Origin of the sequence: Actinokineospora sp. UTMC 2448, from assembly GCF_024760565.1 — a bacterium.
GTDB classification, from domain to species: domain Bacteria; phylum Actinomycetota; class Actinomycetes; order Mycobacteriales; family Pseudonocardiaceae; genus Actinokineospora; species Actinokineospora fastidiosa.
This window is the reverse complement of record NZ_CP031087.1, coordinates 624,199-649,186: the sequence shown is the minus strand read 5'-3', so window position 1 is coordinate 649,186 and position 24,988 is coordinate 624,199. Positions and strand designations below refer to the sequence as shown.

The following is a 24,988-nucleotide window of genomic DNA, read 5'->3' as shown; positions in this document are numbered from 1 at the left end:
CAATTGTTTAACCCTGGGATGGCGGAGTAAAGGGCGCCTTCGGCGTCGCTGCGCGACAGGCTTCGCCTGCCCTTGACACCGCCATCCCAGGGTTAAAGACGGCCAGGACGAGGGGGCAAGGGGGAAGAGCGGTCGACTGGGGGCCAGCAGGTTGAGGTGCGGTGGGGAGGGCGGTCAGCCCTTGCTTGTGTGGTTACCGCATCGGGCGCGTTCGGTCCTCTATGTCCTCTCGGCGCACGATTTGGGTTACTGGGCCGGTTTCGGTGTGGCCCTCCCTTGCCAGCCAGTCGCTCAGTTCGCGGGCCACTGCTTGGAGGGTGGGGCGGCGGCGGGGTTCGTTGTCCAGGGCGGCGGTCAGCAGGCGTAGGTGGGCGCTCTGCTTGGGGATCTCGGTCAAGGGCTCGGACTTCGCGGCGGCCATCAGGGCGGCCATGGCGTTCTCGCGGTTGCCGCGTGGGGGCTTGCCGGTGAGGGCGTAGCTCACGGTGGCGGCCAACTGCCAGGCGTCGGAGGCGGGGGTGGCGTTGGCGCCCGCGGCGGTCTCCGAGGCGAGGAAGTCGGGGGTGCCGACCATCATTCCGGTGGCCGTGAGGGTGGAGTCACCCTTGGAGCGGGCGATGCCGAAGTCGATCAGGTGGGCGTTGCCGTCGGGGTCGATGATGATGTTGGAGGGCTTCACGTCGCGGTGGAGGACGCCCTTGGCGTGGGCGGCGGCGAGGGCGCCCGCCATGGTGATCCACAGCCGGGCGGCGGCCACGTCGTCGAGCGGGCCGCCGTCGGTGACGCGGTCGGCGAGGGGCTGGCCCTCGATGTACTCCATGACCAGGCCGAGGCCCTCGGGCTCGGAGACGATGTCGTACACCCGCACGCAGTTGGGGTGGTGCACGGCGGCCAGCGCGCGGGCCTCGCGCAGCATGCGCTCCTCGGTCTCGGCGTCGGGCGCGTGGGCCATCTTCACCGCGACCGTGCGGTCGAGCTGGGTGTCGACGGCCAGCCACACCGTGCCGAAGCCGCCCCGGCCCAGGGCGCGGACCTTGCGGAAGCGGCTGCCGGTCGGGCGGATGGACGGCGGCGGGGCGGCAGCGCCGCGCGGGGTGAACGGCAGCGGGCCGGGGTCGGCGGCCAGCGCGGCGCCCTCGGGCTCGCCGCGCAGCGTCGGCGGGTGCGCCGGGTAGGCGCCCTCCGGCTGGTACGGCGGCAGCGGCGGGGGCGGCTGGTACGGCGGCGGCTGCTGCCCCGACAGCAACGGCGGCTGCTGGCCGGACATCAGCGGCTGGCCCTGCCCGGAGAGCGGGCCGGACAGCGGCTGGCCCTGCCCGGGAAGCGGGCCGGACAGCGGCTGCCCCTGCTGCGCCGTCGGCGGGCCGTGGGTGGGCGGGACGACCTTGGCGTTCTGCACGGCCAGGGCGCTGTCCACGCGAGTCGGCTGCGGCGGGCCGACCGGGCGGGCGGGCGGGGGCGGCGGCACCGGGCGGGCCGCGGTCTCCGGGCGCGGACCCTGGTCCGGTCGGGCGGGCTCGGGACGCTGGTAGTTGCGCTCGATGACCGCCCAGCTCGGCGGCCCGACCACCAGCACCGGGATGAGCCCGAGCACCGAGAACAGCAGGAAGCCCGCCCACAGGTGGGCGGCGGTGTTGGCCTCGACCGGCAGCGTGAGCAGCACCATCAGCGCGAACGGGCCCCACAGCAGCCTGCCCGGCCACTTCGGGCCGCGGCGCAGCGCCAGCCTGCCCTGCAGCAGCACGAACAGCAGGCACAGCGCGGGCACGATGACCAGCATCAGCAGCCGCAGCAGGTACATCGGGGTGCTCTCGAAGGGGTGGAACAGCACCTCGTAGGCGTTGGCCCGCCCGCCGAGGTACTCGGCCTGGCTGTCGACCCAGCAGTGCCGGTCGCCGAAGGAGGCCAGCTCGGCCTTGGACAGCGGCACCGGCTGGCCCGCGAACACCCGGTTGTAGACCGTGCCGACGCCGTTGAACAGCAGCCACGGCAGCAGCAGCCCGAACACGCCCCCGACCACGGCGAACACGCTGATCGTGGCGGTGTTGTAGAGGTTGCCGGTGAACTTGCGCACCAGGGCGATGACCAGGGCGCCGAGGGTCGGCAGGAGCGCGATCAGGGCTCCGGCCGTGCTGGTCGCCCACACCCAGTCGCCCGGGCAGAACCCGGGCCCGAAGATGCTGTGCGCGAACGACAGCAGCGAAGCGGCCAGCTCGAGCACTGCGTCCACTGCTCCTCTCTGATCCACCGGCTGTTGTCGACCAGCCTAATGCCGACGCCGATCGCCGCCTCGGGGCTCATCCACAGGGACGTCCGGAGACCCTCGGGGGTTGCGGTCGGATGGCAAGGTGGGGCCATGGGCTCCCACGCCGACGCGCACCGCCGCAGCATCGCCGACCCCGAGGGCTTCTGGCTGGAGGCGGCCGCCGCGGTCGACTGGACCCGGGCGCCGAGCCGGGCCCTGGACGACAGCGCCGCCCCGCTGTACCGGTGGTTCCCCGACGGCGTGCTCAACACCTGCCACAACGCCCTCGACCGGCACCTGCCCGACCGCGCCGACCAGCCCGCGCTGATCTACGACTCGCCCGTCACCGGCGTCAAGGCCACCTACACCTACGCCGAGCTGACCGACCTGGTCGCCCGGTTCGCAGGCGTGCTCGCGGGCCTCGGCGTCGGCCGGGGCGACCGGGTGATCGTCTACCTGCCGATGATCCCGCAGGCCGTGGTCGCGATGCTGGCCTGCGCCCGGCTCGGCGCGGTGCACTCGGTCGTCTTCGGCGGCTTCGCCCCGCGCGAGCTGGCCTCGCGCATCGACGACGCGCGGCCGAAGGCCATCGTGGCGGCCTCCGGCGGCATCGAGCCGAGCCGGGTCGTGCCGTACCGGCCGATCATCGCCGAGGCGCTGCGGATGAGCGCCCACCGGCCCGACCACGTGGTCGTGGTCCAGCGTCCCGAGGTCCCCGCCGAGCCGGTCGACGGCGACGTGGACTGGGACGCCGCGATGGCGGCGGCCGAGCCGGTGGGGTGCGTCCCGGTGGCGGCGACCGACCCGCTGTACGTGCTCTACACCTCCGGCACCACCGGGCGGCCCAAGGGCGTGGTGCGCGACAACGGCGGGCACGCGGTGGCGCTGGCCTGGTCGATGCCGAACATCTACGACATCCACCCCGGCGAGGTGTTCTGGGCGGCCTCCGACGTGGGCTGGGTCGTCGGCCACTCCTACATCGTGTACGCGCCGCTGCTGGTGGGCGCGACGACCGTGCTGTACGAGGGCAAGCCGGTCGGCACCCCGGACGCGGGCGCGTTCTGGCGCGTCATCGCCGAGACGGGCGCGAAGGCCCTGTTCACCGCGCCGACGGCGTTCCGGGCCATCAAGCGCGCCGACCCTGACGGCGCCGAAATGGCCAAGTACGACCTGTCCCGGTTCGAGACGCTGTTCCTGGCCGGGGAGCGGCTGGACCCGCAGACCTACCACTGGGCGGCCGGGAAGCTGGGCGTCCCGGTGATCGACCACTGGTGGCAGACGGAGACGGGCTGGCCGGTCTGCGCCAACCCCCGCGGCCTGGAGCCGATGCCGGTGAAGCCCGGCAGCCCGAGCGTGCCCGTGCCGGGGTTCGACGTGCGGGTCCTGGACGAGGGCGGCGCCGAGGCGCCCGTCGGCGTCGAGGGCGCGATCGCGATCCGCCTGCCGCTGCCCCCGGGCACGCTGCCCACGCTGTGGGGAGACGATCAGCGCTACATCGAGTCGTACCTGAGCCAGTACCCCGGCTACTACCTGACCGGCGACGGCGGCTATTTCGACTCCGACGGCTACCTGTACGTGATGGGCCGCGTCGACGATGTGATCAACGTGGCCGGACACCGGCTGTCCACCGGCGCGATGGAGGCCGTGCTGGCCGCGCATCCCGCCGTCGCCGAGTGCGCCGTCATCGGGGTCCGGGACGCGCTGAAGGGCCAGCTGCCCCGGGGTTTCGTCGTGCTCAAGGCTGGCGCGTCGATCGACCCGGAGACGTTGCGGTCGGAGCTGGTCGCGGCCGTGCGGCGGGAGATCGGCCCGGTGGCCGCGTTCCGCGATGTGGCCATTGTGGACGGACTGCCGAAGACGCGCAGCGGCAAGATCCTGCGGAAGACGATGCGCGGCATCGCCGACGGGCGCGACGAGCCGGTCCCCTCGACGATCGAGGACCCGGCCGTGCTGGCGGCGCTGCGCCCGGTCCTGCTGCCCGGCGAGGCCACCTGACGCGGAGCGGGGCCCGCTCGCGGAGAGCGGGCCCCGGTCGCGCTACTGCTGGTCCTGCTGGGACTGGGCCTCGGCGATCTTGGCCCGCACCTCGCCCATGTCCACGGCCTTGACCTGGCTGATCAGGTCCTCCAGCGCCGCGGCGGGCAGCGCGCCCGGCTGGGCGTAGAGGACGACGCCCTCGCGGACTGCCATCACGGTGGGGATGGACGAGACGCCGAAGGCTTGGGCGAGGGCCTGCTGGGCCTCGGTGTCGACCTTGCCGAACACGACGTCGGTGTGCTTCTCCGACGCCGCGTCGAACACCGGGGCGAACTGGCGGCACGGACCGCACCAGCTCGCCCAGAAGTCGACGAGAACGGTGTCGCCACCGCCCACGACCTCGTCGAAGTTTTCGGTGGTCAGCTCGACGGTTGCCACATGGCCTCCCTGGATTCGGCTGTCCCCAGGTTAACGATCCGGGTCATGGGGGAATTCCCCGGTGACCCCGCCCGGCAATCCCGAAGGGGCCGACTAACACGCTCGGTAAGCGGTCACCACCACCGACGCCGTCACCTGGACCGGCGTCGGCATCGCCGCTATGCGCTCGTCGCGGTCCTGACGGGCATGGAAAGCGTTCGGGCCCATACCGATGAGAGCGCGCACATCGTCGCGGTCGAGGGTGAGGGTGAATTCGCAGAGCCGCTGGTCGCGCACGGTGAAGAACGGCGCGAGGCGGGCGTCGATGCGGTCCTGCTTGTCCTCGTCCACGGTGAGCAGGTCCAGTTCGGACACCAGTTCGGCGAGGTGGCCGCTGGTCGGGGCCGCCACCAGCAGCGTGCCGCCGTCGCGCAGGACGCGGCGGAGTTCGGGCGGGTTGCGCGGGGCGAAGACGTTGAGGACCAGGCTCGCGGCCGCGGTGCGCACCGGTAGCGGCTGCCAGAGGTCGCAGGCCACGGCGCCGATGCGCGGGTGGGCCCTGGCGGCGCGGCGCAGGGCCGGTTTGGACGAATCGAGGGCGATGCCCGGGCCGTCGTCGAGCAGCGCGGAGAGGTAGAAGCCGGTGCCCGCGCCCGCGTCGACCACGAGCCCAGGCGCGCGCCAGTCGGCCAGAGCGCGCACAAGCGGGTCGTAGTGGCCCGCGGCCAGGAACCCGGCCCGGGCGGCGACCATCTCCGCGGTGTCGCCCGCGGCGGGCGCGCCGCGCAGGAGGGTCACGTATCCCTGCTTGGCGACGTCGAAGCTGTGCCTGCGCGGACAACGCAGCACGCCGACGTCCGCCGCCAGGCCCTCACCGCAATGCGGGCAGACCAGGAACGGCAGGACGTCGGCGAGCACGCACCGACCTTACGGGGTCAGCGGCGGGCGAAAGCCGCGCGGACCTTCGGGCTGAACAGGGCCAGACCGCCACCTGCCAGCAGGAGCAGGCCGGTCAGCAGCAGCCAGCCGGGGTTGGCGCCGGTGTCGGCCAGGTCGTCGTCCTCCCCGGGCGCGCCGGGGGCGGTGGTCGTGGTGACCTCGGGCGAGGTGGGCACGTCCGTCGTCGGCGTCACGTCGGTGGTGGTCTCACCGGGCGCCGTGGTCGTGGTGGTCCCGCTGGAGGTGGTCGTCGTGGTCGTGGTGGTCGTGTCCTTGACCCCGCAGGCGAACCAGTGGCTGACGTCGGGGATGTTGCCGCCGTTGTTGAGCGGCGAGTACAGGTCCAGCCAGGGCAGGGCGCCCAGGTCGGGGGCGTCGTAGGTGTTGTAGCCGTCGCCGCCCTTGACGACCACGCCCACGACCTCGACGCCGTCGGGGACGGACGTGATGTCGATGTACTGCTTGCTCGGGTCGCTGTCGGTCAGCTGGACCGCGGTGCTGCCCGGCCACAGCTGCGGGCAGTCCTTCGCCACGGCGTTGCCGTCGTGCTGGGTCGCTCGGGGGTCTTCTTCAGGCGTCTGGGCCATCGCCACGGACGGGAGGCAGGTCAGCAGGCCAGCCAGCAGGGCAGCCGCGCCGACGCGTCGCAGAGTGACCACTTTCTCCACCTTTGATCGAACATGGGCCATGTGGGCGACAACGATCGTCTTGGGCGGAAAGGTACCGCACGACTACTACGAGCTGACCACAACCCACCACGCTCGATCGAATGATTACGCCAGATCATCCAGAGCAGCGGAAATGGCGCGGTGGAAGGTGGGGTAGGCGAAGATCATCCCGCGCAGCGAGTCCACCGGGACCTCGGCGTGCACCGCGACGGCGAGCGCGCCGAGCACCTCGCCGCCCGCCGGTCCGACCGACGTCGCGCCGACGAGCACACCCCGTCCGGCGTCCGCGACCAGCTTGATGAAGCCGTCGTTGCCCACCTTGTGGATCCAGCCGCGCGACGACGACGGGATCAGCGTGCTGCCGACCCGGACGTCGACGCCGCGCTCCCGCGCCTGCGCCTCGGTCAGCCCGACCGCGCCCACCTCGGGGTCGGTGAACGTCACCCTGGGCACGGCGCGGTAGTCGGCGGACGCGGGCTCGCCCAGGATGTCGGCCACGGCGATCCCCGCCTGGTACATCGACATGTGGGTGAACGCGCCCTCGCCGGTCACGTCGCCGATGGCCCACAGCCCGTCCGCGGCGCGCATGCGCCGGTCGACCTCGATGCCCTTGGCGGACTCGTCCAGGCCGTACGCCCCGACGCCGAGCGCCTTGAGGTCGGTCCTGCGGCCGGTGGCGATCAGCAGCTGCCCGGCCTTCACCGTGTCGCCGTCGACGGTCACCGAGAACGCGCCGCCGTCGTGGCTCACCGACGTCACCTTCGCGCCGACGCGCACGTCGATGCCCTCGGCGGCGAACTGCTCGGCGATCAGCTCGCCCGCCTCCGGCTCGTCCCTGGGCAGCAGCCGGTCGGCGGACTGCACGACCGTGACCCGCGCGCCGAAGCGGCCGAACACCTGGGCGAACTCGCAGCCCACCGGCCCGCCGCCGACCACGACGACCTCCCCGGGCACGGCCTTGGCCCGCACGGCCTCCCGATTGGTCCAGAACGGGGTCCCGGCCAGCCCGTCGATGGGCGGCACGGCGGGCTCGGTGCCCGGGTTGAGCACGATCCCGCGCTCGGCGTGGATCGTGGTGTCGCCGACGACCAGCTCGCCGGGCCCGGTGATGCGCGCCCTGCCGCGCACGAACTCCACGCCCGCCTTGGTCAGCCGCTCGACGGCCACGGCGTCGTCCCAGTCGTCGGTGGCCTCGTCGCGGATGCGGGCGGAGACCATGGACCAGTCGGTGTGCACCTCCGCCGTCCCGGCCAGCTCCCCCACCCGGCGCGCCTCGGCCAGGGCGTGCGCGGCGCGGATCATCATCTTCGTGGGGACGCAGGCGTAGTACGGGCACTCCCCGCCGACGAGCCGCGCCTCGATCGCCGCGACCCGCAGGCCAGCGCCCGCGAGCCTCGTCGCCACCTGCTCCCCGCCCGGGCCCAGCCCGACCACCGCGATGTCCACCCGCACCGGCTTCTCCTCTCGACGACGTCAACTCTGCCACCGCCGGAGGGTCCCGGCCCCCCGTGCGGGGGCCGGGAGCCGCTTTCCGCTACTGGAAGATCACATCACTGCAGAAGTAGTACGACTGGTCGAGGTGGCTGGCCTGCCAGATCGTGTAGACGATGTGGCGGCCCGTCCGGCTGCCCGCGTTGACGTCGACCTGGTAGATCCCGTTGCCGGGCGCGTACCGGCCGGTCGAGGTCACCAGCTGCAGGTCGCTCCACCGCAGCGGTTGGGTCGTGGGGTCGAAGCCCTGCCGGGTGATGTAGATCCGCAGGTAGTCCGCCCCGTGCCGGGCCTGGTCGGTGACGGTCAGCCGGAACTGCCTCGGCTTCACCGCCGCGTGCCAGGGCCCGACGGCGTCCAGCGACCGGTACCGGCCGCCCTCGGTCAGGCCCGCGCTGCACAGCTGCCCGTCGGGGATCGCGGCCTGGTGGTTGCCCCGCACGTTCTCCCGGAACAGCCCGTTCCAGTTCCACATCGCGTTCGGGTTGTCCCGCCACGCCTGCCAGCACATCGGGTCCTGCGTCGCCATCTGCGGGTTCTGGAAGTCGTGGCCCCACCGCTGCCAACACCCGTAATTGCGCGACGCCGGGTCCGTCGCCGAGCCGTGCGCCGCCGCCGTGCCGGTGAACAGCCCCGACACCAGCAGCCCGACCGCGGCCAGCAGCACGGCCAGCCTTCTGCCTGTTCTCACGAGCGCCACATCGCCCTCCGCGTTGAGGAATCACCAACTGGTTGGGAGCGCTCCCAATTCCTCACCTTAGGTGGCGCGCGGGATCTTGGGAAGCCCTAGACCCAGACCGCGACGGCGGTGCGGTCGTCGTCGTAGGTCTTGCGGGCGAAGCCGACCTGCGCGGCGAACTCCAGCTCCGGCGGCGGCGTGCGCCACAGCTCCGCCAGCGCGGCGCCCACCTCCCCCGCGCCGTCGCCGAGCGGGTCCCCGACGCCGTCGGAGAGCACGACGAGCACGTCACCGGGCTGGACGTCGGCGCGCGCGAGCACCGGCGTGGCGGGCAGCGGGAGCGCCCGGACCGCGGAGGTGTGGATGTCGGCGCCGTCGTTCTTGACCGGCTGCAAGGGGAACCAGCCGCCGCGGAGCAGCCAGATCGACGTGTCGCCCACGCTCGCGCCGTACAGGCCGCCGGTGGCCAGGTCGAGCACGGCGAACGACGCCGTCGTGGCCATCCGCTCGGCGACCTCGCGCGCGGTCAGCCCGCGGTCGCCGAGGAGGTCGGCGCCGAAGTCGGCGATGTCGGCTGCGATCACCTCGAACAGCTTCTCCCACGGGATGCTCGGCGCGTCCATTGTGGACAAGATGTCGCACAGGTGGTCGCCGCCCTGGCGGACGGCCCAGCAGGCGGCCCGATGCGAGAGCGGGCCCGCCGACACCCCGTCGGCGACGGCCGCGATCACATAGCGGCCGTCGTCGGTGGTGCGGACCAGGTACTCGTCCTGGCGGACCTTGCCGTAGTGGCGGTGGGACAGGCCCCGCACGCTCGCGGCGCGCACATGAGCCGTGCGTCCGCCGTAGTGGACGGCGTAGCCGTCGATGACCGTGTCCGGGCGGTGCCAGTGCGCCGGGTCGGGGGCGGGCACCACGCTGCCGAACGCGCGGCCCGGCTCGCCGATGACGTAGGCGCCCATCAGACGAAGTCGTCGTCGGCGCCGTAGGACTTGACCCCGCCGGGCAGCTCCTCCTCGGGCGGCAGCAGGATGCCGGAGTCGCCAGCGGCCAGGCTCTGCCCCGACGCCAGGATGCTGGAGATCAGGATCTCGGCCATCATCGTGATCGCCTTGGCCGCGTCCTCGCCGTCGTCGGCCAGGAACATCCGCATCGGCTTGCCGCCGCGCGCCGGGTGGATCAGCCGCTGCAGGATCGCCGGGTCCGCGCCCTCGACCCCGCACGGCACGACGTTGGGGAACATCGGGAAGCCCCGGCCGGTCTCCTTGTCGAACGCGGTCAGGTCGCTGAAGGCGGACACCCAGTCGTTCTCGCGGTCGGTGGGCGCGCCGTCGCTGAGGAAGAACACCGCGGGCCGGTGCACGGCGTACCCGTCGGCCTTGAGCTGCTTGACGTTCGCCTCGATCTCGGTGCGCAGCAGGCGGAAGGCGGCCATGTAGGACGTCCCGCCGCGCACGGACAGCTGGGGCAGCACGACGTTCTCGTCGAGCACGTCGCACAGCGGCAGCCGGACCTGGGCGTCGTCGGAGAAGTCGAGCACGCCGAAGCGGACCTTGTCGGACAGGATCGGCGCCTTGGCCAGCGCGTCGACCACCGCGGGCATGATCCGCGCCGCCGCGTCCAGCTTGGCCCCGGACATCGAGTACGACACGTCGATCACCAGGTAGAACGGGAGCAGCTTTCCGCGCATTGGTCTCCTCCTAGTAGTGGTGTCCGTTGGTGTGCACCGGGCGCAGCCGCACCGTGTCCTCCGGCGAGCCGTACGCCGCCTGCCCGTACGGGGTTTGCCCGTATGGCGCCTGCCCGTACGGGGTTTGGCCATGCGGGGCCGAGCCGGTCGGACCGAAGTCGTGCGGGCGGACGTGGGCGCGGTACCAGCGGTCGAGTTCCTCGTCGGTGCGCGCCATCGCCACCTCGGCCCACACCTCGACCGAGCGCAGCGCGATGGCGCTCTGCCGCTCCACCAGCTTCTCCGTGGCCCGCCTGCCCACCTCGATCTGGGCGTCGACGCGCTGCTGGGCCACCGCGACGCGGGCGTCCTCCTCGGCCTGGCGCAGCTTGCGGTCGTTGGCGACGCGCAGTTCGTCGTCGGCGTCGGCGGCGTCGTCGGACCGCGCGGCGATGCGGTCGTAGAGCGAGTCCGACCCGACGCTCATGAGGACCTTGACCAGGATCGGCAGGATCTCCACGAACAGGAACAGCAGGAACAGCATCAGCCGGGCGGTCGCCGCGCCCGAGTGCTCGTCGCCGATCCGGTCGAGCGCGGTCAGCCGGGCGAGCATGCCGCTGTTGCCGTTCTGCGCCTCGTGCGCGTCGGCCTCGGCGGCCCGTTTGCGCTCCTGGGCGACAGACAGGTCGCTCTGCACCTCCGGCAGCTTCGCGCGCGCGGCGGCCACGGCGGCGGCCGCGCCCTCGTCCATCCGGTCCGTGGCCGCGGCGGTGACCTCGTCGAGCTTGCGCTTGGCCGCGTCGCGGTCGGCCCTGGCCCGGTCGGCGGCGGCGCGCTTCTGGCGCTGCGACTCGCCGACGCCGGGCACGCCGCTGCCGCAGGTGCCGTCCAGTTCGCACTGCGCGATGCGCTCGGCCTCGCGGTAGATCTCGTCCGCCCGCTCGTAGGCCTCCTTGGCGGCGACGACGTCGGGGTCGCCTGCCACGGACGGCCCGTCGCGGCCCTCGATGACCGTCAGCAGCCGCCGCTCCTCGGCGGTGAGGTCCTCGATCTGCTGGAAGGCGGCGTCGAGCTCGACCTGGCTGCGCTGGTACGCCTCGGCCCGCATGGACGTCAGCTCGGCCTCGATCTCCGGCTGGAAGATCCGCAGCACCAGCGGCGTGGACACCACCGCGCCGATGACGAACGCCAGGGCGAGCCGGGGCACGGCCACCGCGGCCTTGTGCCAGAACCCGGACACCGACCCCATGCTGATCACCAGCATCCGGTCGAGGTTGAGGATGACCACGAACCAGACCAGCGCGGCGGCGACGGCGGCGACCGGCCCGAGCCCGAGCGCGGAGTGCAGCGCGAAGAACGCCGACACGCCCGCCAGCCCGGCCGTGGTCAGCAGGACGCCGCCCATGGCCGCCTGCTTGCCCAGGTCGCCGGGCGCGCGGGCGAGCACGTCGGGGCGGGCGCCCGCGAGCCGGGCGAGCAGCTGCCTCATGCCGCTCCTTCCGTGTCGAAGGTGAGGACCGGGCCCGCCCCGATGACGTCCTCGGGGGTCATCGGCGCGGCCAGCGGGACGGTGAGCCGCAGCGGACCGGCGGCCCGCGCGACGTCCGCGGCGAGCGCGGGCGCCGGGACCGGCGCGGGCGGCACCGGCACGAACATCGGCGGCACGGGCAGGCCGACGTGCGGGAACACCAGCGACGGCAGCGGCGCGGGCAGCCACGCCGTCTCCGGCGGCTGCACCACCGCCACCGGCCCGATCACCTTCACGTCGACGCCGAGCTCGTTGTGCGCGTGGACCTGGACGAACCCGCTGCGCTCGACGTCGGCCAGCACGGTCCCCCTGCCCGCCTTGCCGTCCACGCGCACGGCGAACCCGCCCGAGCGCACCTCGACGGTCATGGCGTGCTCCGCGGCCCAGGCCACCTCGACCGGCTGCCCGCGCAGGACGTGGTCGCGGCCCAGGCTCGCCGCGGTGATCACCGGCGGCTCCTCGGGCTCGCCGAGCAGCGCGTTGAGGTGGCGGCGCCAGTCCCGGGCGCTCGGCCGGACCGCGGGGTTCGCGTGCAGCGCCCTGGTCAGCAGGTCCATGCCCACGGCGTCGAGCACGGCCGCTGCGGGCGCTGGGTCGGTGTTGTTGGACGCGTCGGCGCCGGGCAGCAGGCAGCGCAGGACGAACAGGCCGTACTTGTAGAGGTCGGTCGCCCTGGTCAGCGGCCCCGGCTCCGGCGGGATCCAGTCCGGGGAGTTGAGCTGCGAGTGCCGCGCGACGACCCCGCGCGGGCGGACGCCGTCGCAGTCGATGAAGAAGACCCCGGTGGGCTCCAGGCGGTAGAGCTCGTTGGCGTGGTTGATGTCGCCGAAGACGACTTCCAGCTCGTCGTGGAAGAACGCGAGCGCGGCGGCCATGTCCCGGCACAGCGCGATCCGGGCGCGCATCGACGGCACCTCGTGCCCGAGGCGCGCCATGCGGCCGGGATCGATGAACAGGTTCTGCACTTCCCGCGCGTGCCGGGCGACGGTGTTGCTGCCGGGCAGCGAGATCTCCGCGGTGTACCGCGCGGGGATGCGCGGCATGACGATCCCGACGACCTCGCCGCCGTCCTCGACCACCCGACACGGCCACGCGGCCAGGCTGTCCAACCGATCCCGCCGCTGCAGATCCAACGCCCCGCGCACGGCGACGATGGTGCGCAGGCGCGCAGGCTCCCCGTGCTGCCTGCGGTACTCCTTGAACACCAAGGGCCCCGGCCGGTCCGGTATGGACCACTTGGGCAACTCGTACACCGAGGCCTCGCCACCACGCCCGAGAAGCTTCCCGATCTCCCCCAGCCGCGCACGATCGACGGCGATCTCGGGACTTCCCAACGGGGTCACAACGCTCCAAACGGTCGCGGCACGTGTGCGGCAAACATAGGAGTGTGATCACGCCGTCGGCCCGTTTGTGGAGAAAGTGTCCTGAAGCTGTCAGGTCCCGCGGAGTCCGTCTTCCCGTCGACCAGACCGACACAGACGACCACGAGTTCGCCGGGGCGGCTGGCCCGCCCGCTGAGGAGCCCTGGCCATGCTCACACCAACGGCTCAGCCGCAGCCACCACCCCGTTCCGCCACATCGGCGGCTACACCCCCCAACAACGGCCTGCTGATAGTCGGCTACCGCTACTACAACCCCACCTGAGGCCGCTTCACCCAACCCGACCACACAAACCAGGAACGCAACCCCTACGCCCAATCCGACCCGATCAACAACTCACCTCCCACCGGCGGTAGCACGAGTTCGTCTGTCGGGGCCGTCGGCGCCGCGGTCGGCGTCGGTCTCGCTGCCGCCTGCCCCGCCACGGCCGGACTCGGTTGCGCTGGAGCCGTCGCCGTCCTGGGAGGCCTCGGTGGTGGAGCCGGAGCAGCGCTCGGCTCCAGCATCGGGGGCGGAACCCACCAGGACACCTCCATCGACGGACTCCTCGGCGTTGCAGGCGGCACGCTCGAAGGTGTCAGCAGGCTTCCCGGTCAGATTGCGAAACTCTTCTGATGACGAATCCCTCACCATCCCGTCATAGCCCCCGCTACTACCTCATCACAGGCACTATCCTCACGATCGCAGCCGTCCTCGGATTCATCTTCATCGATGAAGCGAGCTGGGCTCTGGTGATCGTCGGATGCCTCATCGGCGGGTTTCTCGCCGACGGCATCGCAGACCTCGTCAGGACCAAGCGAGCGAACAACCCCGGCTCTTGACCCAACTCCTGACGGCATCACGACGATGCAACGCAACTGCACCTCGCACGACTTTCGTTCCGAGGTTGCCCGGATGCGGCCTCGTGATCAGTGGAAGCGTTTGGAACACGAGCAGGCAGCAGTTCGCTCGCCCTCTGCCACCCTTCTTGGGCGATCCGGCCGAGGAGGAGCACGGCGCGTACCTCGGGCAGCAGGTCAAGCAGTCTTACCAACCACGGCCCGGCCTCACGGTGGTCGACCGGGACGGCTTTCGTCGCTCGGTCATCGGCCACGGTACGACGTTCCAGTGGAAGGTTCGACACCGACGGGGAGAGGTACCAGCCGCTGTCGCTGACCGATCCGCTCGGTCGGGTCTGGTCCTTCACCTACGACGAGTACGACCGCACGACCAAGGTCGGCACCTCGCGTCAGGCGGGTGCAGCGGAAACCCTATTCGCCTACGACAGCACCACCCAAACCACCGTGACCGACCCCAACGGGCACAAGGCCGTCGACCCGCTCGGACACGCCCGCTCGCAAACGTGGACGGCCAACAGCAGCGTCCAGTCGGTGACCGACGGCCTGCTGGTACTCAGCTACCGCTACTACAACCCCACCTGGGGCCGCTTCACCCAACCCGACCCACCAACCAGGAACGCAGCCCCTACGCCTACGCCCAATCCGACCCGATCAACAACAGCGACCCCACCAGGAGAAGCGTGCGCATGACCAACTACTGCCAATCGTGTTCGGCGCCATCGGGACACTCCTCGGCATTGCGGCCATTCTCATCGCCATGCGAAGCAGACGAAAGAAGTAATGGCAAGCAACGGGGTGCTCGACGCCCAAGCGGAAGAGCAACCCGTTGTCCTGCCGATGCGGCCAGTCAGGTCCGTCGACGCCCGCGCGCTACCTGGTGCCTCCACACCGCTCGGTCGAGTTGTGCCGGGCGCCAGCCGATCTGCGCGGCGGCGGCGTAGGTGGCATGCAGCGCCAGGTCGCCCCGGCCCGCGACGCCAGGTCGTGGGCGATGTCCTCGGCGGTGTCGAGTCCCGCGTCGAAGAACGCGACAGCTGCCCTCATCCGAGTAGCACTCCGGATGCTGGAGGACGCCTACGCCGCGTACATGCGATGTGACGGGGAGCAGCGTAAGCCGCTCCGACCTGGGAGGCGGCTTTCTTGCCATGAAAACCGTAGAGGGCCTACCAGCGGAACTGGAACAGTCCTGCTAGTAGGCCCTCTGGGGTGGAGCTGAGGGGAATCGAACCCCTGACCTTCTCGATGCGAACGAGACGCGCTACCAACTGCGCTACAGCCCCGTAAGTGGTGCGCGGAGAGCATAGCAAGGGTCTCCGCGCACCCTCGGACAGGGGGTCCTACTCGCCCACCGCTCGGCGGTACGACAGCTCTCGGGGGTCGCCGAGGTCGTCGAACCAGGGGTCCTCGTCGTCGATGTCGACGGCGACGGCGCCCGGGTGGGTGGGGCGGGTGGCCGGGCGGGGGGCGTAGTCCTCGACCGGGCGGGCGTGGTGGCGGCGGGCGGCCTGCATGCGGGCGAGGCGCCTGCGGCGGATCTCGTCCTCGATGCGGACCTGCCTGCGCAGGTACGTCAGGTACCCGACCAGCAGGACGTCGATGCCGCCGTGGGCCCACCACAGCCACGGCGTGGCCACCCCGGCGACCACGGCGGTGGCGACGGCGGCCAGCAGCATCAGGACGACCACCCGCTGGCGGAACCGGTACTTGGCGCGCGCGGCGCGGGCGGCGGCGTCGGGGTCGAAGCCGCCGCGGCCGGGGCGGTAGCGGCGGGGTTCGATGTCGTCGTCGGCGAGCTGCTCGTCGTCCATGGGGAACTCCTCCCGGACGTGGGCGTCGTCATCGTCGCTTGGTTCGTCAGCAGCGCGGACGACGCGACCGGCGAGGGTGGATTCGGTGGTCCGGGCGATCTCCTGGCGCTTGCGCACGACCATCGGGACGAGAACGACGAGCCAGGCCACGACGAGCGCGACCACGATCAACGAGCTGGGCATGCCCCGGTACCTCCCCCTGTCCGTTCTCCCACGATGCTCCCTGCCTTCGCCACGTTAGTCACAACAGTCACACGTGTGGCGGAGGCGCGCCGCACGTTATCGCCCGTCCGGGTGGTCGCGCAGGGACTTTCCCCCGTAACGGTCTTGATCAAACTTTTTCCGCTGGGGCCGCCCTGCCCTCGGCGAGCAGCCTCGCGACCAGGCCGCCGGGGATGTCCTCTGTGGTCAGCGCGAGGCACCGGTGGTCGCGCCAGTCGCCCGCGACGTCGAGGTAGCGGCGGAAGAGGCCTTCCTCGCGGAACCCCAGTTTGGCCAGCACCCGCAGGCTGGGGACGTTCTCCGGCCGGACGGTCGCCTCGACGCGGTGCAGGCCCGCGCTCGCGAAGCAGTGGTCCACCACCATCGCGACGGCCGCCGTGGCGACACCGCCACCCGCGGCATGGGTGCCGACCCAGTAGCCCACCCATCCGGAGCAGAGCGCCCCTCGGACGATGCCACCGACGGTGATCTGACCCGCTGGCCGCCCGTCGAGGACGATCACCAGCGGGATGGAGACGCCCCGGCGAGCGAGGCCGCGAAGAGTGCCCCATTGGGCAAGCCAGGCCAGCGGCGAGTTGCGGTCCTCCCACGTGCCCGGCGCGACCGGCTCCCACTCCTCCAGGTACCGGCGGTCGCGCAGCCGCACCCGGCTCCACGTGCCGCCGTCGCTCAGCCGCGGCGGCCGCAGCTCCACGACGCCCGCGGGCACCCGCAGCGGACCGAGCCGCACGGGCCATCCGGGGTGGCGCCCTGCCGGGTCAGCCACGCTGGGCGAGGAAGCTGACCTGGACCCGCTCACCGGCCGCGACCTCCGTGGTGTCCTCGTCCACCAGGATCAGGCAGTTGGCCTCGGCCAGCGACGCCAGCAGGTGCGAGCCGGACAGGCCGAGCGGGTGGACCAGGTAGTCGCCGGTCGACTCGTCGCGCAGCAGCTGGCCGCGCAGGAAGCCGCGGCGGGCCTTTGTGGACGTGATCGGGGACAGCAGGGCCGCGGTGACCACCCGGCGGTGCGGGTTGCGCTTGCCCTGGGCGGCGCGGATGAGCGGGCGCACCATGACCTCGAAGACGACCAGCGCGCTCATCGGGTTGCCGGGCAGCAGGAACGTCGGCACCGCGTCCGGGCCGAGCCTGCCGAAGCCCTGCACCGAGCCGGGGTGCATCGCGACCCGGGTCATGTCGATCTCGCCGAGGTCGACCAGCGCGGCGCGCACCTCGTCGGCCAGGTCGCCGCCGACGCCGCCCGCGATCACCACGATCTCGGAGAGCAGCAGCCTGCTCTCCACGGCCTCGCGCAGCTTGCGCGGCTCGGCGGGCACGATGCCCACGCGCACGACCTCGGCGCCCGCGTCGCGCGCGGCGGCGGCCAGGGCGTAGGAGTTGACGTCGTAGACCTGGCCCTCGCCGGGGGCGCGGTCGATGTCGACGAGTTCGTCGCCGACGGAGATGATCGAGACCCGGGGACGCGGGTAGACCAGCACCTTGGCCCTGCCGACCGCGGCGAGCAGGCCGACCTGGGCGCTGCCGATCACGGTGCCGCGCCGCACGGCGACGTCGCCGGTCTGCACGTCCTCCCCGGTGCGGCGGACGAAGCCGGCCGACGGCACCGGCTGGTGCACGGTGACCCGCGCGTGGTGGCCGTCGGTGTAGCCGGTGGGCAGCACGGCGTCGGCGAGGGTGGGCAGCGGCGCGCCGGTCGCGATGCGCACCGCCTGCCCCGGCTGCAGCCTGCGCGGCTGGCGCGAGCCCGCCGCGATCTCGCCGACGACCGGCAGCACCACCGGCTCGTCCGCGGCGGACTGGGTGTCGACGCTGCGCACCGCGTAGCCGTCCACGGCGGCCTGGTCGAAGCCGGGCAGCGCGCGCTCGGCGACGACCTCCTCGGCGCAGAGCAGCCCCTGCGCCTCGGAGATGGCCACCCGGACGGGCGCGGGCCGCACCGCCGCGGCCAGCGCACGCTCGACTTGCTCGTCGACAGACCTCATCCGCACTCCCTGAACCCCCTGGTCACGCCAGCCGTTGCGTCAGCCACGCGCGCAGGTCGTCCCCATACTCCGGATGGTCGAGTGCAAAGTCCACGGCGGCGCGCAGGAACCCGCCCGGATTTCCCAGGTCATGTCGCCCGCCGCGGTGCACGACGACGTGCACGGGGTGGCCCTCGGCGATCAGCAGCGCGATGGCGTCGGTGAGCTGCAGTTCCCCGCCCGCGCCGGGGGTGATCCGCTTGAGCGCGTCGAAGACCGCGCGGTCGAGCAGGTAGCGGCCCGCGGCGGCGAAGGTCGACGGGGCCTGGTCGGCGGGCGGCTTCTCCACCATCCCGTTGACCTTGAGCACGTCGGTGTCGGCGGTGGGCTCCACGTCGAACACGCCGTAGGCGCTGATCTGGTCCTTCGGGATGTCGAAGGCGCAGAGGACCGTGCCGCCCTTGCGGGTGCGCACGTCGGCCATGCGGGCGAGGACGCCGGTGGGCAGCACGAGGTCGTCGGGCAGCAGGACGGCCACCGCGTCGTCGTCGCCGCGCAGGTTGGGCTCGGCGCAGCCGACGGCGTGGCCCAGGCCGAGCGCCTGTTCCTGCAGCGCCGTCTCGACTTCCAGGAGCGCGGGGGCGCGGCGGACCTTGTCCAGCAGGTCGGTCTTGCCGCGTTCTTCCAGCGTGCTCTCCAGTTCCGGGCGCGGGCGGAAGTAGTCGACGACCGCCTCCTTGCCGGGCGAGGTCACGATGACCAGGCGTTTCGCGCCCGCCTCTGCCGCTTCGCGGGCGACGTACTCGATGCCGGGGGTGTCCACGACCGGCAGCAGTTCCTTGGGAACCGACTTCGTGGTGGGGAGGAACCGGGTGCCCAGACCCGCTGCGGGCACGATGGCGGTGGTGAATGCGCTCGACGCGTTCATGGACAGTCAGCCTAACCTCGTGGGGTGGCCGGCTCTGGACGTGATCTCGACGCGACGCGGGCGTGGACGAAGGACCAGTGGCGCAGGGCGCTGCTCAGCGAACGCCGACGGGTCCCGGCGAGCGCCCGGTTCGCCGAGGCGATCAAGCTGACGGGCAGGCTCACCGAGGGCCGCGTTGTGCGTCGCGGGGACACGCTGTGCGGGTACGTGCCGATCGGGTCGGAGCCGGGGTCGTGGCAGATGCTCGACGAGGTGGCCGACCGGGGCGTGCGGATCCTGCTGCCGATCGTGGTGGGCAGGGAGCCGCTGGACTGGGCCTGGTACGACGGCAGGGAGTCGCTGCGGCCGGGGCCGTTCGGACTGCTGCAGCCGATCGGCGAGCGGCTGGGGCCCGCCGCGCTGCGCATCGCCGACGCCGTGCTGGTGCCCGCGCTGGCCGTCGACCGGGCCGGGGTGCGGCTGGGGCGCGGGGCCGGGCACTACGACCGCTCGCTGGCGCTGGCCGCGCCGGGCACGCCGCTGATCGCCGTGGTGCGCGACCAGGAGGTGTTCGACCACCTGCCCGCCGAGCCGCACGACATCCGGATGACGGCGGTGCTGACGCCGGAGAAGGGGCTGCGTCCGCTGGGGGCATGACGGAGGTCACTTCCGGCCGCTTGCGCTGGTGTTTGCGCTCACGGTGGGTGGTGACGCAGAATTGTTTGGCACTCTGGCTGGTCGAGTGCCAGAACTGACGGAGAGGAACCGCGGTCGTGCCCACGTATCAGTACGCCTGTACGGCCTGCGACCACCGTTTCGAGGCGGTCCAGAAGTTCACCGACGCTTCGCTTACCGAGTGCCCGGAGTGCACCGGCAGGCTGCGCAAGCTCTACGGCTCGGTCGGTGTGGTGTTCAAGGGCAGCGGCTTCTACCGCAACGACAGCCGCTCGGGGACCAAGAGCACGACGTCCAGCGACTCGTCGTCCTCCACCACGGAGTCGAAGCCCGCGGCGAAGGCGGAGTCGTCCACGGCGTCCTCCACCTCGTCCTCCTCGACGACGACCACCACCACCGCCAAGGCGTCCTGACCTGCGGTTTCCCGGTTGTCCACAGGCGCCGGGGTAACCCTGGCAGCGAGTGCTGCCCCGCTCCTACCGTCGGAAGGGACAGATTCCGACCGACCTGGGGAGCCCGTGGTGCCTCGTGCCGTTCTCGACCGCCTGACCCGTCCGCTCAGCCTGCGCCGCGCCGCCGCTGGCGTGCTTGTGCTGCTCGCCGCCGTACTCGCGTTCACGCCGTCGGCGCGGGACGGGACGGCGCCCGTGCTCGTCGCCGCCCGCGACCTGCCCGCCGGGGCCGTGCTGTCGGCCGCCGACGTGCGGTCCGTCCGGATGCCGCCGGACCTCGTGCCCGGCGCCGCGCTGGCCGAGGCGTCCGAAGTGGAGTCGGCGGTGCTGGTGGCCGCCGCGAGCGCTGGCGAGCCGCTCACCCGGACCCGGCTGCTCGGGCCGGAGCACGTCCGCCTGGCCGCCGGCCCCGGCCAGGACGCGGTTCCGCTGCGCCTGGCCGATCCCGGGGTGGCGCGGCTGCTGCGGGCCGGTGCGCGCGTGGACGTCGTGGCCGCCGAGCCGCACGCGGTGGTGGCGCGCGACGGGGTGGTGCTCGCCGTGCACGGCGGCGACTCGGCGCGGGACGGGCCGGTGGTGCTGCTCGCCCTTCCGGGGGATTCGGCGACACGGGTGGCCGCCGTAGCTTTGGAGCGGCCGGTGGGCGTTACCCTGCGCTAGCGGTTGATCGCCGAGGCGGTCCGTCCCGCTGGTCAGGCCTGCTTTCGGCGGGCCCTAGACCGCCCATGCCGACACACCCCACCCCGGACGGTTCCCCCGCCGTCCCCTGCGAACGGAGCAACCCGTGTTCAAGGGCTTCAAGGACTTCCTGATGCGCGGCAACGTCGTCGACCTCGCGGTCGCCGTCATCATCGGCGCGGCGTTCACGACCATCGTCACCGCGTTCACCAACGGCCTCATCAAGCCGTTGCTGAGCGCGATCGGCGGCAGCGACGCGGCGCAGGGCCTCGGGGTGCGCATCCTGAGCGAGAACCCGGCGACGTTCCTCGACTTCGGATCGGTGATCAACGCCGCGATCAACTTCCTGATCGTCGCGGCGGTCATCTACTTCGTGATCGTCCTGCCGGTGAAGACCATCCAGGAGCGGCGCAAGCGCGGGGAGGAGGCCGGCCCGGCCCGGCCCACCGACGTCGAGCTGCTCATCGAGATCCGCGACCTGCTGCGCCAGCAGAACCACGCGGGCAAGTGACACGATTGGGGGTATGACGGAGTCCGACAACCCGAGCCCGGCCGAGCGGGCAGCGGCGGTCCGGCGCGCCGAACTCGACCGGATCTTCGGCGAGGTGCTGCCGGAGACCACCCGGGACGAGCGCGGCGACGGCGAGGACGAGCGGCGCGGGGACGACTGGTACCAGCGCAATCGTCCCCCGCACCACGAGGGCTGATCAGCTCGCGTAGATGTCCGACAGCTCGCCGATCACGTACGGCACCAGGGTGGACAGCGTGGCCATGCCGTCGCGCACGGCGCTGCGCGACCCGGCCAGGTTGACCACCAGGGTGCTGCCGGAGATGCCGACGAGGCCGCGCGAGATGCCCGCGTCGACCGCGCCCGCGGCCAGGCCGGAGGAGCGCAGGGCCTCGGCGATGCCCGGGATGGGCCGGTCGAGCACGCCCTGCGTGGCGTCCGGGGTGACGTCGCGGGGGGACACCCCGGTGCCGCCGACGGTGATGACGAGGTCGGCGCCGCCGATCACGGCGGTGTTGAGGGCGTTGCGGATGGCGACGGTCTCGCCCTCGACGGGGACGACGCCGTCGACGATGAAGCCTGCTTCCTCCAGCAGCTCGGTCACCAGCGGTCCGACGGAGTCGTCCTCCTCCCCGTGCGCCAACCGGTCATCCACGATGACGATAAGAGCCCTGCCCAGCTGCTGCGCGCTGCGTTCCATGCCGCCAACCGTAGTCGTCCGCCCGGCGACGGGCCGCTGCGAGTGATCCGTGTCGTGCGGGTCGTGTTCCTGACGAAATCGTGACGGCCGCTCGCCCACCGACGGTGAGGCGTGCTCGGGCGGTGACGGCGTGACTTCGTCGTGGTCTGGCGCCGCCGTCGGGTGGTCCTGGGTCAGGCGCTCGCCAGGGGGAGGCGGACCTCGAAGCGGCAGCCGGGGCCGTGGTTGCGGGCGGCGATGCGGCCGTGGTGGGCCTCCACCAGGCCCTTGGCGATGGCCAGGCCCAGGCCGCCGCCCGCCGGGTCGGGGTTCGGGGTGGGTGGGGTGCGGGCGGGGCTGCCGCGGAAGGCGACGTCGAAGACGCGGGGCAGGTCGGCTTCGGGGATGCCGCCGCAGGCGTCGGCGACGGCCAGCACGGCGTCCTCGCCCTCGACGCCGACCTGGATGGCGACGGTGCCGTCCGGGGGCGTGTGGCGGATGGCGTTGGAGACCAGGTTGCGCACCACGCGGGCCAGCTCGGGGTCGCTGCCGAGGACCACCGGCCAGGCGTCGGCGTGGGCGTGGATGGTGACGCCCTTGCGGCTGGCCACGGGGGTCTGCGCGGCGAGCGCGTCGCTGACGACGTCGCGCAGCGGGACCTCGGACAACGTCAGGCGGAGCGCGCCCGCGGTGATGCGGGAGAGCTCGAAGAGGTCGTCGACCATGCCGGAGAGGCGGGTGGCCTCGTCGCCGATGCGGTCGGCGTAGCGGCAGACCTCGTCGGGGGCGGACACGACGCCGTCGGCGAGGGCCTCGGCCATGGCGCGGATGCCCGCCAGCGGGGTGCGCAGGTCGTGGCTGATCCAGGCGACCAGTTCGCGGCGGGAGGCCTCGGCGCCGCGCTCGCGTTCGCGGGCCTCGCGCTCCCAGACCGTCCGGGCGGCGGTGCGGCGGCCGAGGAACACCGCGACCGGGACGGTGACGACGGTGACCAGCAGGCACACCAGCAACATCGTCGTCAGCGTCGTGTTGAACATGAACCCGCAGATGCCGAGCACGCCCGTCACCATCGCGGCCAGCGGAACCAGCACGAGCACCGTCATCGAGGTCGACAGCGCGCGATCACGCAACAGATGCAGCACGAGCGCGCCGACGGCGACGACCGGGAGGACCAACAGCAACGCGTACGGCAGGATCTCCACGACGTGCCCGATCATCTGCCGCATGGTCTCGTCGTCCTCGACCATCACGTGCTCCTGTCGTAGCGGTAGCCGACACCCCAGACCGTGCTGATGCGGGTGGGTTTGGCGGGCGCGCGCTCGATCTTCTCCCGCAACCGTCGCACATGGACGGTGACTGTGGACCGGTCGCCGAACTCCCAGCCCCAGACCTCATGCAGCAGCCGCTCGCGGGTGAACGCCTCCCCGGGGTGGGCCATCAGGAAGGCCAGCAGATCGAACTCGCGCGTGGTGAGGGCCAGCTCCAGCCCGTCCATGCTCGCCTGGCGGGCGGCCGGGTCCACCCGCAGCCCACCGTCGACCAACACGGCCGCCACGGGCGGAGCGGCGTTGGCCCGCCGCAACACCGAGTCGACCCGCAGCGCCAACTCCCGCGGGCTGAACGGCTTGGTGACGTAGTCATCCGCTCCCAGACTCAGCCCCGCGATGCGGTCCTCCTCCTCGCCGAGCGCGGTCAACATGACGACCGGGACAGCACTGCGCTCCCGCAGCCGCCTGCACACCTCCAGCCCGTCGATGCCGGGAAGCATGAGGTCAAGCACGACCAGGTCCGGCCGATGCTCGGCAGCCCAGGCCACCCCCTCCTCGCCGGTAGCCGCCAACACGACCTCATGCCCAGCCCGTTCGAGATACCGCCGCACCACGTCGGACACGGTCATGTCGTCGTCCACCACGAGCACGCGCCCCATCAACTCCACCTCTCAGCTGCCCAGAAGAACTGCTGCGCCCGGGATGACAACGCCGCCTCGACCTTTCCACCCCGGAAGATACGCCCGCCACAACAACCACCCAGCCCACGAAGCGCACCCAGCCCACGTCCTCCGCCAACACCCGGCACAAACCACCGCCCCACGGCAACGCCGCAATCCCCGCGCACCGCCCCACGGGATAGTCGTTCGACCAGAACGCGCCCGCCTCTGGACCAACGACCGGCCCCGAAACCGCTCGCCCCGACCTGTGCCGCCGAAGTACCCCGCAAACGTTTTCGTCCTGCGGTTGCAACCTGACGGCCCGGGACGGCGGGCCCATTCCCCGAGCGACGAGCGCCCCTGCCCCGAGCAGCCTGAGCGCGCCGTCCCTGCTCCCGGTCCTGCGGCACACCGCCGACGCTAATCCAGCTAGCTCAGCACCAGCCGGTCCAAGCTACGACGTCACCGATCGGTAAGGACGTGGTGATGAGCGCCGATTACCGTCAATCCATGAACCGGCGCCGTCTCGACTTCGTCGGGGGTGTGTATGGCCGGGTGCCCGGGTACTCGGTTGAACTGCTGATCCGTGGCGCGATGATAGGGCGGGAGTGCTGCGATGACCGTACTACTCGTGATCGCCGAGGCGCCGGTGGCCGGGTTGGTGAAGACGGGGTTGATTCCGCCCGCGTCGCCTGCTGAGGCCGCGGATCTGGCGGCTGCGGGGCTCCTCGACACGCTGGCGGCCGCCCGAGCGACGCCGGGTGTGCAGCCGGTGGTCGCCTTGGCAGGCGACGTCCGCGCGGCCGAGCGGGGCGAGCAGGTGGCTGAGGCCTTGTCGGGATGCGTTGTCATCGGACAGCGCGGGCGTGGCCGGGCGGATTGTCTGGCCAACGCCTATGCGGACGTGGCCGTCCGCTATCCGGGGGAAGCGGTCGTGCAGATCGGGATGGACACCCCGCAGGTCACTCCGCCTCTGTTGGCCGCGGCTGCGAGCGGGCTGGACTCCGTCGATGCCGTGTTGGGCCTGGCTCTCGACGGTGGTTGGTGGGCATTGGCACTCCGCGATCCCCGGTCGGCAGGTGTCCTGCGGACGATTCCGGTATCGAGGGCCGACACGGGCATTCGGATCCGGCGCGCGCTCATCGAGGCAGGCCATCGGGTCGGCAGCCTACCGCGCTTGTCCGATGTGGACACGCTGGCGGATGTCGATCTAGTTGCCGAGGCCGCTCCCGGGACGCGGTTCGCCGAGGCCGCGCTGCTGCTCCGTGCCCGTCGCTGACCCTGCGCCCGGCGGACGCACTCTGAGCGGCGGCCGCGGCGGGCGGGAGGGGATCCGCCG

At 72.2% G+C, this 24,988-nt stretch carries 27 protein-coding genes, 1 tRNA gene and 1 pseudogene; 9 read left to right on the top strand and 20 right to left on the bottom strand.

The window, feature by feature from the left end:
* Positions 1-193 precede the first annotated feature (193 nt).
* Positions 194-2,230 carry a serine/threonine-protein kinase gene (locus Actkin_RS03190; protein WP_258905833.1) on the bottom strand — a complete coding sequence of 679 codons (2,037 nt, stop codon included), beginning with the start codon at positions 2,228-2,230 and terminating at the stop codon, positions 194-196.
* A 126-nt stretch (positions 2,231-2,356) separates the two neighbouring features.
* Between Actkin_RS03190 and Actkin_RS03185 the strand changes: the two genes are divergently transcribed.
* Complete coding sequence (locus Actkin_RS03185) at positions 2,357-4,240, top strand: propionyl-CoA synthetase (RefSeq protein WP_258905827.1); 1,884 nt, start codon at positions 2,357-2,359, stop codon at positions 4,238-4,240.
* Between the two features lie 42 nt (positions 4,241-4,282).
* On the opposite strand, the gene trxA is transcribed toward Actkin_RS03185, so the two are convergent.
* From trxA to Actkin_RS03140, 9 genes are all read right to left on the bottom strand, one after another.
* A complete protein-coding gene (gene trxA / locus Actkin_RS03180) occupies positions 4,283-4,660 on the bottom strand; it encodes a thioredoxin (RefSeq protein ID WP_189208496.1) in 378 nt (125 codons plus the stop codon).
* Positions 4,661-4,753: 93 nt separating this feature from the next.
* A complete protein-coding gene (locus Actkin_RS03175; protein ID WP_258905823.1) occupies positions 4,754-5,557 on the bottom strand; it encodes a putative RNA methyltransferase in 804 nt (267 codons plus the stop codon).
* Between the two features lie 17 nt (positions 5,558-5,574).
* Positions 5,575-6,237, bottom strand: coding sequence for a hypothetical protein (locus Actkin_RS03170; RefSeq protein ID WP_258905821.1), 663 nt, complete (start codon positions 6,235-6,237; stop codon positions 5,575-5,577).
* A gap of 114 nt (positions 6,238-6,351) precedes the next feature.
* Complete coding sequence (locus tag Actkin_RS03165) at positions 6,352-7,698, bottom strand: dihydrolipoyl dehydrogenase family protein (RefSeq protein WP_229786453.1); 1,347 nt, start codon at positions 7,696-7,698, stop codon at positions 6,352-6,354.
* An 82-nt stretch (positions 7,699-7,780) separates the two neighbouring features.
* Positions 7,781-8,428, bottom strand: coding sequence for a lytic polysaccharide monooxygenase auxiliary activity family 9 protein (locus tag Actkin_RS03160; RefSeq protein ID WP_396122935.1), 648 nt, complete (start codon positions 8,426-8,428; stop codon positions 7,781-7,783).
* 95 nt (positions 8,429-8,523) lie between these two features.
* The gene (locus tag Actkin_RS03155; protein WP_258905814.1) at positions 8,524-9,378 is read right to left on the bottom strand and encodes a protein phosphatase 2C domain-containing protein; all 855 of its coding nucleotides are present in this window, start codon (positions 9,376-9,378) and stop codon (positions 8,524-8,526) included.
* The gene (locus Actkin_RS03150; protein ID WP_258905813.1) at positions 9,378-10,106 is read right to left on the bottom strand and encodes a vWA domain-containing protein; all 729 of its coding nucleotides are present in this window, start codon (positions 10,104-10,106) and stop codon (positions 9,378-9,380) included. Before Actkin_RS03150 ends, Actkin_RS03155 begins: the two co-directional genes overlap by 1 nt.
* A 10-nt stretch (positions 10,107-10,116) precedes the next feature.
* Positions 10,117-11,574 (bottom strand): DUF4407 domain-containing protein, encoded by a 1,458-nt coding sequence (locus tag Actkin_RS03145; protein ID WP_258905812.1) that lies wholly within the window; start codon positions 11,572-11,574, stop codon positions 10,117-10,119.
* Entirely contained in the window at positions 11,571-12,866 is a 1,296-nt protein-coding gene (locus tag Actkin_RS03140) for a protein kinase family protein (RefSeq protein WP_258905811.1), read from the bottom strand. Before Actkin_RS03140 ends, Actkin_RS03145 begins: the two co-directional genes overlap by 4 nt.
* Positions 12,867-13,607: 741 nt before the next feature.
* Here Actkin_RS03140 and Actkin_RS03135 point away from each other — a divergent pair.
* Together Actkin_RS03135 and Actkin_RS32690 are read left to right on the top strand one after the other, a co-directional pair.
* A complete protein-coding gene (locus Actkin_RS03135; RefSeq protein ID WP_258905810.1) occupies positions 13,608-13,814 on the top strand; it encodes a hypothetical protein in 207 nt (68 codons plus the stop codon).
* A gap of 90 nt (positions 13,815-13,904) precedes the next feature.
* The gene (locus tag Actkin_RS32690) at positions 13,905-14,522 is read left to right on the top strand and encodes an RHS repeat-associated core domain-containing protein (RefSeq protein ID WP_396122934.1); all 618 of its coding nucleotides are present in this window, start codon (positions 13,905-13,907) and stop codon (positions 14,520-14,522) included.
* 180 nt (positions 14,523-14,702) lie between these two features.
* Here Actkin_RS32690 and Actkin_RS03130 read toward each other — a convergent pair whose 3' ends face one another.
* The 6 genes from Actkin_RS03130 to Actkin_RS03105 form a co-directional block, all read right to left on the bottom strand.
* The gene (locus tag Actkin_RS03130; RefSeq protein WP_258905809.1) at positions 14,703-14,876 is read right to left on the bottom strand and encodes a hypothetical protein; all 174 of its coding nucleotides are present in this window, start codon (positions 14,874-14,876) and stop codon (positions 14,703-14,705) included.
* 163 nt (positions 14,877-15,039) lie between these two features.
* Positions 15,040-15,112, bottom strand: a tRNA-Ala gene (locus Actkin_RS03125).
* A gap of 57 nt (positions 15,113-15,169) precedes the next feature.
* The gene (gene glpR / locus Actkin_RS03120) at positions 15,170-15,823 is read right to left on the bottom strand and encodes a divisome protein SepX/GlpR (RefSeq protein WP_189208505.1); all 654 of its coding nucleotides are present in this window, start codon (positions 15,821-15,823) and stop codon (positions 15,170-15,172) included.
* Between the two features lie 148 nt (positions 15,824-15,971).
* Complete coding sequence (locus Actkin_RS03115) at positions 15,972-16,592, bottom strand: GNAT family N-acetyltransferase (RefSeq protein ID WP_229786454.1); 621 nt, start codon at positions 16,590-16,592, stop codon at positions 15,972-15,974.
* A gap of 28 nt (positions 16,593-16,620) precedes the next feature.
* Positions 16,621-17,844 (bottom strand): molybdotransferase-like divisome protein Glp, encoded by a 1,224-nt coding sequence (glp, locus tag Actkin_RS03110; protein WP_258905808.1) that lies wholly within the window; start codon positions 17,842-17,844, stop codon positions 16,621-16,623.
* 22 nt (positions 17,845-17,866) lie between these two features.
* Complete coding sequence (locus Actkin_RS03105) at positions 17,867-18,751, bottom strand: UTP--glucose-1-phosphate uridylyltransferase (RefSeq protein ID WP_189208508.1); 885 nt, start codon at positions 18,749-18,751, stop codon at positions 17,867-17,869.
* 24 nt (positions 18,752-18,775) lie between these two features.
* Between Actkin_RS03105 and Actkin_RS03100 the strand changes: the two genes are divergently transcribed.
* Together Actkin_RS03100 and Actkin_RS32685 are read left to right on the top strand one after the other, a co-directional pair.
* Positions 18,776-19,387: a 5-formyltetrahydrofolate cyclo-ligase gene (locus Actkin_RS03100; RefSeq protein WP_189208509.1), complete on the top strand. Its 612-nt coding sequence runs from the start codon at positions 18,776-18,778 to the stop codon at positions 19,385-19,387.
* Positions 19,388-19,503: 116 nt separating this feature from the next.
* Positions 19,504-19,644: pseudogene (locus tag Actkin_RS32685) on the top strand (FmdB family zinc ribbon protein); the annotation flags it as partial.
* Positions 19,645-19,658: 14 nt separating this feature from the next.
* On the opposite strand, the gene Actkin_RS32680 reads toward Actkin_RS32685, so the two are convergent.
* Positions 19,659-19,841 carry a hypothetical protein gene (locus Actkin_RS32680; protein WP_396123016.1) on the bottom strand — a complete coding sequence of 61 codons (183 nt, stop codon included), beginning with the start codon at positions 19,839-19,841 and terminating at the stop codon, positions 19,659-19,661.
* 85 nt (positions 19,842-19,926) lie between these two features.
* On the opposite strand from Actkin_RS32680, the gene Actkin_RS03090 reads away from it, so the two are divergent.
* The 3 genes from Actkin_RS03090 to Actkin_RS03080 all read left to right on the top strand — a co-directional run bounded on the left by Actkin_RS03090 (position 19,927) and on the right by Actkin_RS03080 (position 21,242).
* Complete coding sequence (locus Actkin_RS03090) at positions 19,927-20,517, top strand: SAF domain-containing protein (RefSeq protein ID WP_258905806.1); 591 nt, start codon at positions 19,927-19,929, stop codon at positions 20,515-20,517.
* Positions 20,518-20,641: 124 nt separating this feature from the next.
* Entirely contained in the window at positions 20,642-21,046 is a 405-nt protein-coding gene (gene mscL / locus Actkin_RS03085; RefSeq protein ID WP_258905805.1) for a large-conductance mechanosensitive channel protein MscL, read from the top strand.
* A 13-nt stretch (positions 21,047-21,059) separates the two neighbouring features.
* A complete protein-coding gene (locus Actkin_RS03080) occupies positions 21,060-21,242 on the top strand; it encodes a hypothetical protein (RefSeq protein ID WP_189208513.1) in 183 nt (60 codons plus the stop codon).
* On the opposite strand, the gene Actkin_RS03075 is transcribed toward Actkin_RS03080, so the two are convergent.
* From Actkin_RS03075 to Actkin_RS03065, 3 genes are all read right to left on the bottom strand, one after another.
* Entirely contained in the window at positions 21,243-21,743 is a 501-nt protein-coding gene (locus Actkin_RS03075; protein ID WP_189208514.1) for a MogA/MoaB family molybdenum cofactor biosynthesis protein, read from the bottom strand.
* Between the two features lie 173 nt (positions 21,744-21,916).
* Positions 21,917-22,969, bottom strand: coding sequence for a sensor histidine kinase (locus tag Actkin_RS03070; RefSeq protein ID WP_258905804.1), 1,053 nt, complete (start codon positions 22,967-22,969; stop codon positions 21,917-21,919).
* Positions 22,969-23,649, bottom strand: a complete 681-nt coding sequence (locus Actkin_RS03065; RefSeq protein WP_309569106.1) for a response regulator transcription factor — start codon at positions 23,647-23,649, stop codon at positions 22,969-22,971. Before Actkin_RS03065 ends, Actkin_RS03070 begins: the two co-directional genes overlap by 1 nt.
* A gap of 616 nt (positions 23,650-24,265) precedes the next feature.
* Between Actkin_RS03065 and Actkin_RS03060 the strand changes: the two genes are divergently transcribed.
* Positions 24,266-24,928: a TIGR04282 family arsenosugar biosynthesis glycosyltransferase gene (locus Actkin_RS03060; RefSeq protein WP_258905803.1), complete on the top strand. Its 663-nt coding sequence runs from the start codon at positions 24,266-24,268 to the stop codon at positions 24,926-24,928.
* The last annotated feature ends 60 nt before the right edge of the window (positions 24,929-24,988 follow it).

What these genes read in the sequence shown, in the direction of transcription:
- Actkin_RS03065 (WP_309569106.1), bottom strand. Translation starts at nt 23,649, where the DNA reads ATGGGGCGCGTGCTCGTGGTGGACGACGACATGACCGTGTCCGACGTG.
- Actkin_RS03105 (WP_189208508.1), bottom strand. Translation starts at nt 18,751, where the DNA reads ATGAACGCGTCGAGCGCATTCACCACCGCCATCGTGCCCGCAGCGGGT.
- Actkin_RS03185 (WP_258905827.1), top strand. Translation starts at nt 2,357, where the DNA reads ATGGGCTCCCACGCCGACGCGCACCGCCGCAGCATCGCCGACCCCGAG.
- Actkin_RS03155 (WP_258905814.1), bottom strand. Translation starts at nt 9,378, where the DNA reads ATGGGCGCCTACGTCATCGGCGAGCCGGGCCGCGCGTTCGGCAGCGTG.
- glp (WP_258905808.1), bottom strand. Translation starts at nt 17,844, where the DNA reads ATGAGGTCTGTCGACGAGCAAGTCGAGCGTGCGCTGGCCGCGGCGGTG.
- Actkin_RS03150 (WP_258905813.1), bottom strand. Translation starts at nt 10,106, where the DNA reads ATGCGCGGAAAGCTGCTCCCGTTCTACCTGGTGATCGACGTGTCGTAC.
- Actkin_RS03070 (WP_258905804.1), bottom strand. Translation starts at nt 22,969, where the DNA reads ATGGTCGAGGACGACGAGACCATGCGGCAGATGATCGGGCACGTCGTG.
- Actkin_RS03145 (WP_258905812.1), bottom strand. Translation starts at nt 11,574, where the DNA reads ATGAGGCAGCTGCTCGCCCGGCTCGCGGGCGCCCGCCCCGACGTGCTC.
- Actkin_RS03080 (WP_189208513.1), top strand. Translation starts at nt 21,060, where the DNA reads ATGACGGAGTCCGACAACCCGAGCCCGGCCGAGCGGGCAGCGGCGGTC.
- Actkin_RS03075 (WP_189208514.1), bottom strand. Translation starts at nt 21,743, where the DNA reads ATGGAACGCAGCGCGCAGCAGCTGGGCAGGGCTCTTATCGTCATCGTG.
- glpR (WP_189208505.1), bottom strand. Translation starts at nt 15,823, where the DNA reads ATGCCCAGCTCGTTGATCGTGGTCGCGCTCGTCGTGGCCTGGCTCGTC.
- Actkin_RS03135 (WP_258905810.1), top strand. Translation starts at nt 13,608, where the DNA reads ATGACGAATCCCTCACCATCCCGTCATAGCCCCCGCTACTACCTCATC.
- Actkin_RS03130 (WP_258905809.1), bottom strand. Translation starts at nt 14,876, where the DNA reads ATGAGGGCAGCTGTCGCGTTCTTCGACGCGGGACTCGACACCGCCGAG.
- Actkin_RS03060 (WP_258905803.1), top strand. Translation starts at nt 24,266, where the DNA reads ATGACCGTACTACTCGTGATCGCCGAGGCGCCGGTGGCCGGGTTGGTG.